Genomic DNA, 12,882 nt, shown 5'->3' with positions numbered 1-12,882 from the left:
CCGGTGATGCGCTTGATGGCCGCCGGATCCTTGATCTTGCCCTTGACCACGTTGTGCTCGGGGTCCAGGACGATGAGTCCGCTGGTCACCTTGGTGACGGGCTGATCCGTGTCGGGAAGGACGCGCCCCATCATGGGCCCGCCGTCCACCACGCGGTAGTCGGAAATTTTTGGGCCCCCCGCGAACTCCAGGAGGTCGGAGACGATGGTGCCCACGGGTACCTTCACCACCATGTCCTGCCCTACCTCACCGGTGACGGTGACGTAACGCTCGGTGAGCGGGATGTCCTTCATGGCGTTTGCGATATTATAAAGGGACTCGGTGTTGCTCACCACCACCCCCACCTGGAGGGGAATCCCCGCCTCGGGCACGGTGCGGCCGGTGACCTCACGGACCAGGACCTGCTCGTCCCCTGCCGGGTAGAAGTCCCTCAGCTCAAAGGCTTCCAGGCGACCGCTGGTGTCTTTGGCCACGGCGTCCTTGATGGTCTGAAGGGCCTTGGCGTGTTTTCCCTTGATGCAGATGACCCCGCGGGAAGCGCCCGTGGCGTCCAGCACGGCGTTCAACCCCTCAATCATGATATCGAGCTCATGCTCCATGATGTAGGGGTCGCTCATCAGAAGGGGCTCGCAGGAGGCACCGTTGACAAGGACCGTGTCCACCGTTGCGTTGATCTTCACATGCGTCGGGAACCCGGCGCCACCGGCGCCTACCACGCCGGCGTTCTTTACCTTCTCTACAATCTGATCTCTCATATGACATTCCATTTTGATTAGTACGCTTTGCGCAGCAACTGCCGGATATCCCTCAAGGAGGGACGCCTCGGGTTGGTGGGCGTGCAGGCGTCGTCCATGGCGTGGCGGGCCATGGTTTCAAGGGAGGTCTGGAAATCGTCCTCCTTGATGCCCAGGTCCCGGATCCGATTGGGGATGCCCATCTGGCTGTTGAGCCAGCGCACCGCCTCGATGAGGCTCTCGTTGCCCTGCTCCACGGTCTCGCAGGGGAGCTCGAGCTTCTTGGCGATGGTGCGGTAGCGGTCCCGGACGTCAAAGCTGTTGAAGCGGATGACGTACGGGAGCAAGACGGCGTTGGCCTTGCCGTGGGGGATGTGAAACAGCCCCCCCAGGGTGTGGGCGATGCTGTGGGCCACGCCCAGGCCGCTGTTGTTAAAGGCCATGCCCGCCATGCAGGAGGCCAGGAGCATGTTCTGACGCGCCTCCATGTCGTCGCCGTTGCGGTAACAGCGCAGGAGGTAGCGGAAAACGTACTTGATGGCGTGCACCGCGTACAGGTCGGTGAAGGCGTTGGCCGGTGTGGAGACAAAGGCCTCCAGGGCGTGGGTGAGGACATCCATGCCCGTGGTGGCCGTCACCGACGGGGGCACCGACCGGGTAAACCGGGCATCGAGCACCGCCATGTCGGGGATAAGCAGGGGATCCATAAGGGGGATCTTCATCTGCTGTTCGGTGTCGGTGACCACGGTGACGGCGGTGACCTCGGAGCCGGTGCCGCTGGTGGTGGGAATCACCACCAGCTGGGGCTTGCCCTTGGCCGGGTCCGCCTTGTAGGCGAAGTACATGATGGCCTTGGCCGCGTCGATGGCCGAGCCGCCCCCCAGGGCGATGATCAGGTCCGCCCCGTCGGCAAGCAGTTTCACCGTGCCTTCACGCACGGTCTCCAGGGAGGGGTCGGGCTCCACCTTGTCGTACACGCAGCTGCTGATGTTTGCGCGCTCCAGCCCGCTGATGATGCGGTCGGCAAAACCGATCTTCACCATGAAGGGATCGGTGACGATAAAGGCATGGCGCCCCGTCAGCTTCTCCAGGGTGTTGATGGCGTTTTCGCCGTAACAGATCTGGGTGCGCCCGTTAAATTGTGTCAAGGCTGCGTCCTCCGGTTACTGAGATTCCCAATCTGCGGGATAGGTGACATACATGAAACGGGCGGACTCGGGAACGCTGAAGGCGATGGAGGTGTTCTTGGGGATAAAGATGATGTCCCCTTTGTTGCCAACCACCTTGCGGCCGTCGATGACGATCTCCAGGGTTCCGTCGATGATGTAGTCCACTTCGTCGTACTTCAGGGTCCAGTCAAAGGAGGTGGTCTCCATCTCCATGATGCCGCAGCCGAGGCGGGGGCTCTCGTCCAGGGTCACGATGTCGGTGAGAAAGACTTTGTCTCCGGCTTTGCCTGTGTCGAAGGGCTCAGGCTTCACGGTCTCGGTCTTTACGCAGAGAACGCCGCTTTTTTCGTCCACGACCTTGGTAAAGGCCGGTGCCTTGGCGCCGCCGAGCTGCTCGGCCACCACTTTTCGAATCAGATCTTCAAGGACTTTTTCATTGATACCCATGTGGAACTCCTTTTCCGGTGCGATGGTTCGGGGTGATGACAAGGGCCGGCGACCTGATGTGGCTACCACAAGGTCACTGACCACGCCGCCTCCCGCCGCGTCGGTTCATACAAAGCGGACATCTGTCCGCTTTCGGTTGGCATGCATTCAAGATGGCAGTACGTGGCGTTCTGCCGTCACGTGTCTGGAGAAGAAGACAACCCCCAAAGGGTCCTCCCCTTGCCCGGGCACGCGAGGGCTGCCGGCGGCACCCCGAAGGGGCCGCCGGCACACATCCCTATGCTTCGCGCTTCTGGGGGAGGATCAGCTCCACTTCAGAGTGGGGACGGGGAATCACGTGTACGCTGACGAGCTCGCCCACACGGTCGGCTGCTGCTGCGCCGGCGTCGGTGGCTGCCTTGACGGCGCCTACGTCCCCGCGGACCATGGCGGTGACAAGACCGGAGCCTACCTGCTCACGTCCAACCAGCTCGACGTTGGCTGCTTTGACCATGGCGTCCGCTGCTTCGATGGCTCCCACAAGACCTTTGGTTTCGACCATTCCAAGTGCTTTCATTGTTCTCTCCTCTATATAAAAATTGGGTTGACTGCCCGAAGGCATTGCCGCGCCCGTACACACCCGTGTCCAAGGCGCCCTGTCTCGGGCATAGCGCCCTCAACACCTAAGCGTTGTTCTTGATCATCTCGACCACTTTGGAGCTCACCGCCTTTACCTGGGCATCGTCGGTGATGCCGTACTCTTTTTTCAGGAGATCGGCGACCATGGCCTCAAGCCGGTCTTCTTCACTCGTCTCGGGCCTGGGGCCGTAGACGATGGTGACGCCTTTGTTGCGTAAAACATCTTTGGCGCCGGGGGTCAGGATTATGGAGCCGTCCATGTAGACGCTGCCGCCCACGATGATCTCATCCACACCCTTTTCGCTCACAAGTTTTTTTGCCATAATTCACCTCGTTATTTGTGCAAGGCCCCCGCAAACGGGTTACAGACGCCTCACCAACGCATTGACGACCGAGGAGTCGGGCGACGGAATCACCACCGCCTCCACAAGGTCTTTTCCAAGGGTCTCTCTTGCCGCCGCAACCGACTCTTCCACGGAGGCCACATCACCTGTCATCACAAAATACGATTTTCCGTTGATGCCGTTGCCCGTGACGATCCGTGCAAGAAGCGCGTCGGATCGTTTGACGGCCTGGTCGGCGGCAGCCACCCCCGAAGAGGCGGTCCGGCACTCCACCACGCCGATGGCGCCGCAGTGGGTGACGGTGGGGCTGTGCTTCAGAACATCCAGCACCTCCTGGGAAACGCCTCCGATGGTGTAGCTTCCCGCAAGGGAGTAGCCGGCCCCTTCGGCAGCTTTCACCGAAGTGGCCACGGATTCCCGATCGCCGCCCACATGGATCAGGTACCGGCCGGAACAGATGGTCCCGGCCTTGAGCAGGGTGACCCCTGCGGCCTTGACCATGATGTCGGCAAGGACCGCGCCTGCGGCGATGCTTCGGCTCTCTATGAGTCCCAGGGAATCCATCGCCTACACCCCTTCCCGGACCTCGACCTCATCGATAATCCCGACGATGGTGGCATCCACAGGTGCATCGGTAATGGCGCCGGCGTTTCGAGCCGAGCTGCCCGTGGCCACAAGAACCCTTTCGCCGATGCCCGCACCGATGAAGTCCACGGCCACGAGGGTCTCGAGTTCTTCGTTGGTGCAGGCGTCTATGCGCCTGACCACCATCAGTTTCATGCCGCTCAGGCCCTCTTCTTTTCGTGTGGCCCACACATTGCCGATCACTTTGCCAATTATCATCCTGGTCGCCTCGTATGCTGGTGGAAAGGCCGGGTGGTCATGGCCCTTCCGTTGTTATCCCCGGGAAAGGGTGATGCCAAGGTCTTTGGCGCTCTCCACAGCCAGGGGTGTGACCTGGGCGTCCGCAGGGAGCCGAAGCTCCTTTGCGCCCTGCCCACCGGCTTCTGCCACGTCCGCTTCCGTCACCAGGGGCTTCCTGATCCTGACGGAATCGCGCTTCGTCACATCCATGGCAACAAGGCCGTAGCCCGCAAGGGCCGCTTCCTGACCTTCGAAGAGCCGCATGAGGCCTTCCGGAGCGGTATCGGCGTGGCGTTTGTATTCAAACTCCACCACCTCCACCGTCTGGCCGGCCAGCATGGCGCGAAATGCCGTCTCCATAAGGGGCCCGTCGGCTTTGCCGGAGGCCATGTCCGCCATGTGGCGAATGGAGAGGTAGGGCACGATGCGCCGCAGTGTTTCGCCGGGGCCCGGGTCCTCATCGGGGTAGAGAAAGGTGTGCCCTTTGCCCAGCCGTTTTTGGACGGCCTGGCATTTCGGGCAGGTCTTCTCACCGATGATAAGAACACGGGTGGTCTCGCTGTCCCCGTTCACCTGCTTGAGGACTTCGATGGCAATGGCTTTCACCAGTGCTTCAACATCCATGGTTTGTCTCCTGTTCGCCCGTAAGCACGGAGCTCAGGGCAATGCCCATGGGGGTCACGAGAAAGGGGTTGGCCGGCTTGTGGACCGGAATGCCGAGCTCTTTTTCGAACACGGTCTCCATGCCGGTGAGGCAGCAGGTGCCTCCCACGAGGTAGACGGATTTTATGTTCCGCCCCTCGATGTGCCCTTTCACGATGGTGGCCATCTTTTGAATCACGGGCCGGACCGCGGCAAAGATCTCCTTGTGCCGCGTGTTGTCCTTCTTGATGTCCTCGGCTTCCTCAAAGCTCACTTTGTAAGCCCCGGAAAGCACGAGGGACAGATGGGTTCCGCCCGTGGCTTCGTCGGCTACGTAGACCACCTTGCCGTTCTCCAGGATGGAGAGGCCGGTGGTCCCGCCGCCGATATCGACGATGACACCGTTTTCAACCCCCAGGACGGCATTGGCCGCCGTGGGCTCATCCAGCAGGTTGGTGACTTCCATCCCCGCGCCCTCCACCACATAGCCGTGGGTCTTGCAATCGGACTCACCGGTCCCCGGAGGCACGGCGATGGCCGCCTTCTCCAGTTCCCGTCCGAGCCGTTCCTCCAGCTGGGCTTTCAGGCGTTTCACCACCGTCATGGCGCCGATGTAGTCCACCACCAGGCCATCTTTGATCACCTGGGCAAACTCCATGGCACAGGCCACGGGCTCCTTTTTGCTGTTCATGACGACCAGCACAATGTAGGCGGTACCTAAGTCCACGCCCACAAGGAGCTCTTCGGTGGGAGACACCTCCCGAGTGGTTTTAAGACACGTTTCAAGATCGGCAATGGTCCGATCAACGGATGAAAAGTCCACCATTAGGCCTCCTGGGTTACGCCCACAATCTTGCCTCGGGCGTTTTTGCCCAGGCCGCAGCTGTTGGCTTCGTCAAAGTCGATGTGCATGGCCAGGCGAAAATCCTTGTTCACACGCACGATGACATCCTTGAACACCGCCGGGCGGCTTCCGTCCATGTGGACGTCGACCTTCTGGTTGTCGGAGACACCGAACCGGGCCGCATCGGCCGGGGACATGTGGATGTGGCGGGCGGCAACGATCACCCCCTCTTCCAATCCTGCCAGGCCGCTGCCGGAGGTGAGCACGATGCCGGGGGTCCCGGCCACGTCGCCGGACTGGCGTACCGGGGCCTTGATCCCTAAGATTCGTGCGTCGGTGAGGGAGAGCTCCACCTGGCTCTTGGGCCGGGCCGGCCCTAAGACCGCCACGTTGTCGATGACGCCGCTGGGCCCGATAAGGCGGACCCGCTCCTTGCAGAGATACTGACCCGGCTGGGAGAGCTCTTTGACATGGGTCAAAGGTGCGCCGAACAGCTCTTTGATGTCCTCTTCACACAGATGGACATGGCGTCCGGAAAGCTCCACCGGGATGGCGTCCCCGGCAACCGATGACTCCGGGGTGCCGGTGCTGCCCACCTGGGCCATGACCTTCTTGATAATATCTTCTACGATTGTCTGATCCATCTGTTCTCCTACGTGTACATGCCGCCTTTGTCTTTGAGCATCATGATGTAAATGGCGCTGCTCATGCGATTCAGAGCCTGGACGATGTCGGGCTTATCCAAATGAAAGGTCTCTTTCAGTGCACTGACGGCCGAAACTTCCATTTCCCGAATCTGGGCCCGCAGGCGGTTGAGCCTTAAAATCATCTCACCCATGTCGTATGCGGGAAGCAGGTGCCCTACCCCGTAGTACTTTTTCGGGTTGTGGGAATGGGCCCTGAGCTCTGCGTCGGACAACCCGAGGATGGGCTTGTCCGGAACCGGGGTGTCCAGGACATCTCGGCGCATGATGTCCCGGGTCCACTCAAGGATCTCGGAGAGATCCGCCACCAGGGCTTTTTTCCCGGCATCATGGGCTTTGGCCTGCAGCAGGAGGATCTCCCCCTGGCAGGTGTCGAGGCGTCCCCTGAACACGATACGCGGATGGTCCTTGGGGACCAGCCGGTTGCCCGTGAGCTGCGTCATGTGCTCGGGCTTCGTCTCATAAAGGCCGCCGTCGATGGCCGACACATACCTGGGGCCGGCCACCTTGGTTTCTTCTGTCTTCCCTTCCGCCTCTGTCTTCTTCGGGGCGGCCCCGGGCTGTGAAGTGCATGGCTCTTCAACGCCCCTGACGACCTTGACCCCCTTCTCACCGAGAAGCTGGGATGCGGAGGGGGTCAGGATCTGACCCTCCTCCAGCCTGAAAGTCTCAGGAACGTCCTTTCTGAAGAGATCTCTCAGATAGGATTCCGATATGACTTTCATGACTTATTATCCTTCGATTTTGGGAAGAATCAGTTCCACTTCACCGTGGGGACGGGGAATAACGTGTACACTGATGAGCTCGCCCACACGATCGGCGGCTGCGGCACCGGCATCGGTGGCGGCCTTGACGGCGCCCACGTCACCGCGAACCATCACGGTCACAAGACCTGCACCCACCTGGCTGCGGCCGATGAGGGTGACGTTGGCTGCTTTTACCATGGCGTCTGCTGCTTCCACTGCGCCTACAAGACCTCGGGTTTCGATCATTCCAAGAGCGTTCTGTGAACTCATGTGTTTTCTCCTCGTGTTATCGTATTAAAATCGTTCGTTTTAAAAACCTGCCACTGAGCAAAGCAATTTGCTTGCCAGAATCCATGGGAAACCGGCCGTAAGCGGCAGGTTTCAAAACCCCGCAAGGGGTGAATCACGTCGTGATTAAACGGTGCCGCTCATCTTCTTGAGCTGCTCCATGATCATGTTGGTCACGGCCTGCACGTCGATGTTCTCAGCCGGAGCCGAACCGGTGGTTGCAGCTGCATCGTCCAGGCCGTAGGCCATGCGACGGATGTTGAAGAGCTGCTGGGGTCCCACGTTCTCGGAGGTGGCGCTGCCGCCCACGGTACCGCACCCGAGGGTGAGGGAGGGAGCCATGTTGGTGGTGATGCCCACAGCGCCCTGGGTGGTGGGGGTGTTGACCAGGCAACGGGACACGGGCTTTTTGAGGGCAAACTCACGGATCACGGTCTCGTTGTTGGAATGGATACCGATGGAGTGTCCCAGTCCGCCGTTCATCAGGAGCTTGTAGCAGAGCTCGCAGGCTTCCTGCCAGTCGTTGACCACGTAGAAACCGAGCAGGGCGGTGAGCTTCTCCTTGGAGAAGGGGAATTTGGGACCCACGCCGGGCTCGTCGCAGAGCAGCAGGGTGGTGCCCGCGGGAATCTCGATGCCGGCGACCTTTGCGATGTCGGCTGCACAGCGGCCTACGATGGCAGGGTTCATGGAACCGTTGCCGCGCTCCATGATGCGCTTGACCTTGTCCAGCTTCTCCCCTTCCAAGAAGTAGCCGCCCTGGGCGATGACGCTGGCTTTTACCTTGTCTGCGATGCAGGCCTCGGTAACGATGGACTGCTCGGAAGCGCACACCGTGCCGTTGTCAAAGGTTTTAGAGGACAGGATCTTCTGGACCGCCACATCCACATCGGCGCTGCGCTCGATGAAGGCGGGCACGTTGCCGGAGCCCACACCCAGGGCGGGGGTGCCGGAGCTGTATGCCGCCTTGACCATGGCGTTGCCGCCGGTGGCCAGGATCATGTCGGTGATCTTCATCAACTCATCGGTGCCCTGCATGGTGGGAACGCTGATGACGCCTACGAGATCTTCAGGGAAATCCATGGCCTTGAGAACGCCGCGGATCATGTTGACGGTGGCCGTGATGCACTTCACCGCGGTGGGATGCGGGGAGAATACGATGCCGTTGCCGCTCATAAGAGAGATGATGGCCTTGTACATCGTGGTGCTCGTGGGGTTGGTGGAGGGGATAAGACCCGCGATGACGCCCATGGGAGCTGCAATCTCAACGATTTTACGCTCGGTGTCCTCGTTGATGATGCCGATGGTCTTGGTGCCGCGGTAGTAGCTGACCAATTTCTCAGAGGCGAGAATGTTCTTCTGTTTCTTGTCCTGCCACTTGCCGTAACCGGTCTCTTCGCTGGCCATCTTGCCCAGCTCTTCGGCCATCTCGGCACCCACCTTGGCAATGGCCTCAATCAGCGCGTCCACACGCTCCTGACCGGCCTGGGGGAGCGTGGGCTGCGCAGCGCGTGCCGCACGGACCAGGGCTCGAGTCTCCTGAATTGAGAGCAAATCCTTATCTACCATCTTCACGTCCTCTCTTACTTCTCTAATGTCTTCATGTATTGCACAAACGCCTCAAGAAGGTCTTTCTTCTTGGCATACTTGATCTCCCCCCTCGCAATGGAAAAGGAGGGAAGCTGCCGGGCGAGGCGCCTCAGTTTGGTCACTTTCATTTTTTTCAGGTCTGCCATGTCGAAGCCCGGGGCGTCCCCGGCATCCGAAGCGGACGCGGGTTCCTTCGCCTGGTCGGTGCCCTGGACAGACACCGCCACCGGCGCAGGAGCCTCAGCTGATTCCACCTCGCGGTGGGCGACCGGCTCCGGCGGGACGTCGACGGGGGCCTTGGGCCCGGGAATACACGCGGGGCGTTTTCCCTCTTCGATCAATATGCCTTCAAGGCCTTCGGCGGTCCGGGCGATGACGGTAACGGAGAGAACCTCACCCAGGCGGGCGGCCGCCGTGCTGCCGGCATCCACGGATGCCTTGACGGCGGACACATCGCCTTTCATCAGGATGGAGACCAGGCCACCGCCCACCGCCTGGGAACCCATGATGGTGACATCGGCGGTCTTCACCGCCACGTCACCGGCTTCCACGGCGGGAACAAGTCCCACGGTCTCGATAATTCCTAACGCCTTGCCGTTCATAAGGGCCTCCCGCTATTAGTATTTCAGGGGATTGTCGGCCACATGGATCACGGCGTCGGCAAAGGCGTCACAGGCCGCCTTGCAGGCGGACTGGCTCCCGGTGAGCAGGCCCCCGCCGAAGTTGGTCTCTGAAGGGGGACCGAAAAATTCCACCATCTCCACGTCCGCTGCTTTCAGGGCCGCATCCAGGGCGTAGATCGCCTCGATGGGAGGGGCGATGAGGTATGCCATGGCCTCTCCTTCGGGGATGCCGCCCAGATCGGACAGAAAAGAGCCGGTACGGGAGACGCAGTGGGCATAGTAGGGGATGGAGTCATCGTCGTTGGCGCTGTAAAAGCAGGCGTCGTTTTCGATGAACTCGATGGCCGCGTTGACCCCGCTCTTCACCTCGGCCGGGTTGGGGCCGGAGAGGATGCCGATGAATTCACCGGCGAGCTTGGTGCTGGCGTTGTCTGCCCCACCATAAAAGCTTTTGGCATAAGCCACCTTGACGTCGGCCTTTTTGGTGGCTTCGTCGATGGCGGTGTACCCCACGTCATCGCAGTCGGTGGTGATCATGCCGATGCTTCGGTGCCCTTCGGGCAGCTCCAGGCGCTTGATCATGTCCGAATCCACGTTGGGTATCATCTTGACACTCAGGACGGTCGTGCGAAGTGCATCACCTTTCATGTGTTCATGTCTCCTTGGTCTTCTTAAATTTGAAGATCGATGCCGCTTGCTTTCTGCTCGAGCATCTTTTTAACGATATCCGCAATCTGTGCACCGGCCTCAACGGCGGGGGTCCCGCCCTTGTGGATGTTGGAGATGATGGTGCGTTTGGATTCGGAAATCCCTTCGCGGCACTGGTACACCATGTAGGCACTCATGGACTCGCCGGTGGCCAGGCCCGGGCGCTCGCCCACGAGGGCGACGGTTACCTGGGGCTGGGTTGCTTCCGAGGCGCTGTCCATGGATGGCACGCGGGCATAGCGGATGAAAAAGGGCGTACCGGTTTCGATGCCGTGGTTCTTCAAGCCCTGAAGCGCTGCGGCCATGGTGTCCTTGGCGTTGGTCTCGATGGCGGTGGAACTCAGGCCGTCGATGACCACAAACTGAACCGTGGGGTTCATCTTGCACTCGGCCTTGGCCTTGGCGATGCTTTCGTCATCGAGCTTGCGACCCAGGTCGGGGCGGGTGAGATACTCGTCCTTGTCGGCGCACTGGGTCTTGAGCTCCAGCAGGCCCCACTCCTTGATGAAATCGGGGCAGACGTTGCTGAAGACCGCGTCCTGGGCCACAGCGTGGTCGGCGCGGAAACGCAGGGAGCTTCCGGTTAAGTACCGGGGCCCTGTGCGCCAGATCCCGATACGGGCCGGGGTGGTGGCCTTCATCTTGAGGTAGGCCTCGCGGTTGTTGGGCTCGGGAACCAGGAGCTGCTTGCGAAGGTCGACGGCAGCCAGGTCCTCGCCCACTTCGCAGGAGGCTGCGGCACAAGGCTCGTCAGAAGCGACCGGAGCTGCATCAGAGCTGTCCATGGTGGTCAGCACCTCAGCGATGATATTTTTAAGTTTGTCTTCTGTAATCACGTCGATCCTCCCTGCTATCGAATGAAAAGGGACGCGTCGCCTGCGCGGCGGGTCATTTTACCGTTTTCCATGAGGCCCATCTTCTCGAGCCAGGCTTCGAACTCGGGAACAGGACGCAGACCCATAATCTCACGCAGGGCGGGGGTCTCGTGGTAGCCGGGGCACTGATACATGAGCATGATGTCGTCGCCCTGGGGAACGGAGATGAGGTAGTTCACACCCGCCGCGCACAGGAGCATGCCCAGGTTTTCTATGTCGTTCTGGTCGGCCTTCATGTGGTTGGTGTAGCAGGCGTCCACACCCATGGAGATGCCGGAGAGCTTGCCCATGAAGTGGTCTTCGAGGCCAGCACGGGTCACCTGCTTGGCGTCGTAGAGGTACTCGGGACCGATAAACCCGACCACGGTGTTGACCATGAAGGGGTTGTAGTGACGGGCAAAACCGTAGCAGCGGGCTTCCATGGTGAGCTGGTCCACGCCGTGGTGGGCGTCGGAGGAGAGCTCGGAGCCCTGGCCGGTTTCAAAGTACATGACGTTGGGACCGACGGAGGTGCCCTCTTTCAGCATCAGGTCGTGGGCTTCGGAGAGAAGCGAGGCGGAGACGCCGAAGTCTTCGTTGCCCTTCTGGGAGCCTGCGATGGACTGGAAGATCATGTCGCAGGGAGCGCCCTTTCGAATGGCGTCCATCTGTGTGGTGACGTGGGCCAGCACGCAGTTCTGGGTCGGGATCTCATACTCATCCATGATCTCGCGGAACATGGTGAGGATGTTCAGGCAGGAGTCGGTGGTGTCGTTCACCGGGTTCAGGCCGATCACCGCGTCACCGGAACCGTAGGAGAGGCCCTCCAGGGTGGAGATGCGGATGCCGTCGGGATCGTCGGTGGTGTGGTTGGGCTGAAGGCGCCAGGCCAGTGTGCCGGGCAGACCGATGGTGGTGTTGCACTTGGCGGTGATGGTGATCTTCTTGGCACCGTAAACCAGGTCCATGTTGCTCATGAGCTTGGTGACGGCCGAGATCATCTCGGAGGTCAAACCGCGGGAGGCACGAAGCAGGTCGGCGCCGGTGGTTTCGGAAGAGAGAATCCATTCGCGAAGCTCTGCCACGGTCCAGTTTTTCATGGCGCCGTAGATCTTCTCGTTGAGGTCGTCCTGGATAATCCGGGTCACTTCATCCTCTTCGTAGGGCACCGCGGGATTGTTTCGGATATCTGCCAGGGTGATATTGCTCAAGATCTCTTTGGCGGCGACCATCTCCGTGACGGAAGCAGCGGCAAGGCCGGCAAGGCGGTCACCGGACTTCTCCTCATTGGCCTTGGCCATGACATCATAGAGATCCTTGAACTCATAGACGGCCCCGAAAAGGGTTGTTTTCAATCTCATGTGTACGTCCTTATCTTAAGTAGAGTAAAACGCTGCGTCGTTATTTCCTGCGCACGCCTCAACCAATGACGAGTGCACAGAGTGCGGGATCATGCCTGACGGACATGGAAGTCTCCCATGAGCAGGGTGTTTCGTTGGAGTAAGGAAACAAGGCACACACCTCTTCCGGTAATGCGGCCAAAGTCATCGGGCAAATTGGAGTTTGCAGGCCCCACCCCGTTCAAGGTCGGCCTGTTCCCTTACATGACGCAGAAACGGCAAAACACCTGCGCTGCATGGCGCTTCGACAGCTCGGCGCCTCTTTCGATGCTGCGGGTCGCCTGCGTGTCGAGTCGCCATTGAGTCG

Annotated in this window: 17 protein-coding genes; all 17 read right to left on the bottom strand. The window is 60.4% G+C overall.

Annotation, left to right across the window (positions count from 1 at the left end; genetic code table 11):
• A partial coding sequence (locus tag BLQ12_RS09635; protein ID WP_175469618.1) for an SLBB domain-containing protein occupies positions 1-755 on the bottom strand: 755 nt, incomplete at its 3' end.
• A 17-nt stretch (positions 756-772) separates the two neighbouring features.
• The gene (locus BLQ12_RS09630; RefSeq protein ID WP_092210427.1) at positions 773-1,882 is read right to left on the bottom strand and encodes a 1-propanol dehydrogenase PduQ; all 1,110 of its coding nucleotides are present in this window, start codon (positions 1,880-1,882) and stop codon (positions 773-775) included.
• Between the two features lie 15 nt (positions 1,883-1,897).
• On the bottom strand, positions 1,898-2,350 hold the full coding sequence (locus tag BLQ12_RS09625; protein ID WP_092210426.1) for a cupin domain-containing protein: 453 nt from the start codon (positions 2,348-2,350) through the stop codon (positions 1,898-1,900).
• A 277-nt stretch (positions 2,351-2,627) separates the two neighbouring features.
• Positions 2,628-2,906, bottom strand: coding sequence for an ethanolamine utilization microcompartment protein EutM (gene eutM, locus BLQ12_RS09620; protein ID WP_152004558.1), 279 nt, complete (start codon positions 2,904-2,906; stop codon positions 2,628-2,630).
• A 106-nt stretch (positions 2,907-3,012) separates the two neighbouring features.
• Entirely contained in the window at positions 3,013-3,291 is a 279-nt protein-coding gene (locus BLQ12_RS09615) for a hypothetical protein (RefSeq protein WP_092210424.1), read from the bottom strand.
• Positions 3,292-3,330: 39 nt separating this feature from the next.
• The gene (locus BLQ12_RS09610; RefSeq protein WP_092210423.1) at positions 3,331-3,876 is read right to left on the bottom strand and encodes a BMC domain-containing protein; all 546 of its coding nucleotides are present in this window, start codon (positions 3,874-3,876) and stop codon (positions 3,331-3,333) included.
• 3 nt (positions 3,877-3,879) lie between these two features.
• Positions 3,880-4,155 (bottom strand): EutN/CcmL family microcompartment protein, encoded by a 276-nt coding sequence (locus tag BLQ12_RS09605; RefSeq protein ID WP_092210422.1) that lies wholly within the window; start codon positions 4,153-4,155, stop codon positions 3,880-3,882.
• Between the two features lie 54 nt (positions 4,156-4,209).
• Positions 4,210-4,800: a hypothetical protein gene (locus BLQ12_RS09600; RefSeq protein WP_092210421.1), complete on the bottom strand. Its 591-nt coding sequence runs from the start codon at positions 4,798-4,800 to the stop codon at positions 4,210-4,212.
• Positions 4,790-5,644, bottom strand: coding sequence for an ethanolamine utilization protein EutJ (gene eutJ, locus BLQ12_RS09595; RefSeq protein WP_092210420.1), 855 nt, complete (start codon positions 5,642-5,644; stop codon positions 4,790-4,792). The genes BLQ12_RS09600 and eutJ overlap by 11 nt, the downstream gene beginning before the upstream one ends.
• On the bottom strand, positions 5,644-6,306 hold the full coding sequence (locus BLQ12_RS09590; RefSeq protein WP_092210419.1) for a phosphate propanoyltransferase: 663 nt from the start codon (positions 6,304-6,306) through the stop codon (positions 5,644-5,646). The genes eutJ and BLQ12_RS09590 overlap by 1 nt, the downstream gene beginning before the upstream one ends.
• A gap of 8 nt (positions 6,307-6,314) precedes the next feature.
• A complete protein-coding gene (locus tag BLQ12_RS09585) occupies positions 6,315-7,091 on the bottom strand; it encodes a cobalamin adenosyltransferase family protein (protein WP_092210418.1) in 777 nt (258 codons plus the stop codon).
• 6 nt (positions 7,092-7,097) lie between these two features.
• Entirely contained in the window at positions 7,098-7,382 is a 285-nt protein-coding gene (gene eutM / locus BLQ12_RS09580) for an ethanolamine utilization microcompartment protein EutM (protein ID WP_092210417.1), read from the bottom strand.
• Between the two features lie 144 nt (positions 7,383-7,526).
• Positions 7,527-8,969, bottom strand: a complete 1,443-nt coding sequence (locus BLQ12_RS09575) for an acetaldehyde dehydrogenase (acetylating) (RefSeq protein WP_092210416.1) — start codon at positions 8,967-8,969, stop codon at positions 7,527-7,529.
• 14 nt (positions 8,970-8,983) lie between these two features.
• Positions 8,984-9,592: a BMC domain-containing protein gene (locus BLQ12_RS28495; RefSeq protein WP_092210415.1), complete on the bottom strand. Its 609-nt coding sequence runs from the start codon at positions 9,590-9,592 to the stop codon at positions 8,984-8,986.
• 15 nt (positions 9,593-9,607) lie between these two features.
• Positions 9,608-10,261 (bottom strand): ethanolamine utilization microcompartment protein EutL, encoded by a 654-nt coding sequence (gene eutL, locus BLQ12_RS09565; protein WP_092210414.1) that lies wholly within the window; start codon positions 10,259-10,261, stop codon positions 9,608-9,610.
• Positions 10,262-10,284: 23 nt separating this feature from the next.
• Positions 10,285-11,157 (bottom strand): ethanolamine ammonia-lyase subunit EutC, encoded by an 873-nt coding sequence (gene eutC / locus BLQ12_RS09560; protein ID WP_175469617.1) that lies wholly within the window; start codon positions 11,155-11,157, stop codon positions 10,285-10,287.
• Positions 11,158-11,171: 14 nt separating this feature from the next.
• Complete coding sequence (locus BLQ12_RS09555) at positions 11,172-12,536, bottom strand: ethanolamine ammonia-lyase subunit EutB (protein WP_092210413.1); 1,365 nt, start codon at positions 12,534-12,536, stop codon at positions 11,172-11,174.
• Between the last annotated feature and the right edge of the window lie 346 nt (positions 12,537-12,882).

Origin of the sequence: Desulfoluna spongiiphila (assembly GCF_900101345.1) — a bacterium.
Lineage (GTDB): Bacteria > Desulfobacterota > Desulfobacteria > Desulfobacterales > Desulfolunaceae > Desulfoluna > Desulfoluna spongiiphila.
This window is presented reverse-complemented; position numbering and strand designations above follow the sequence as displayed.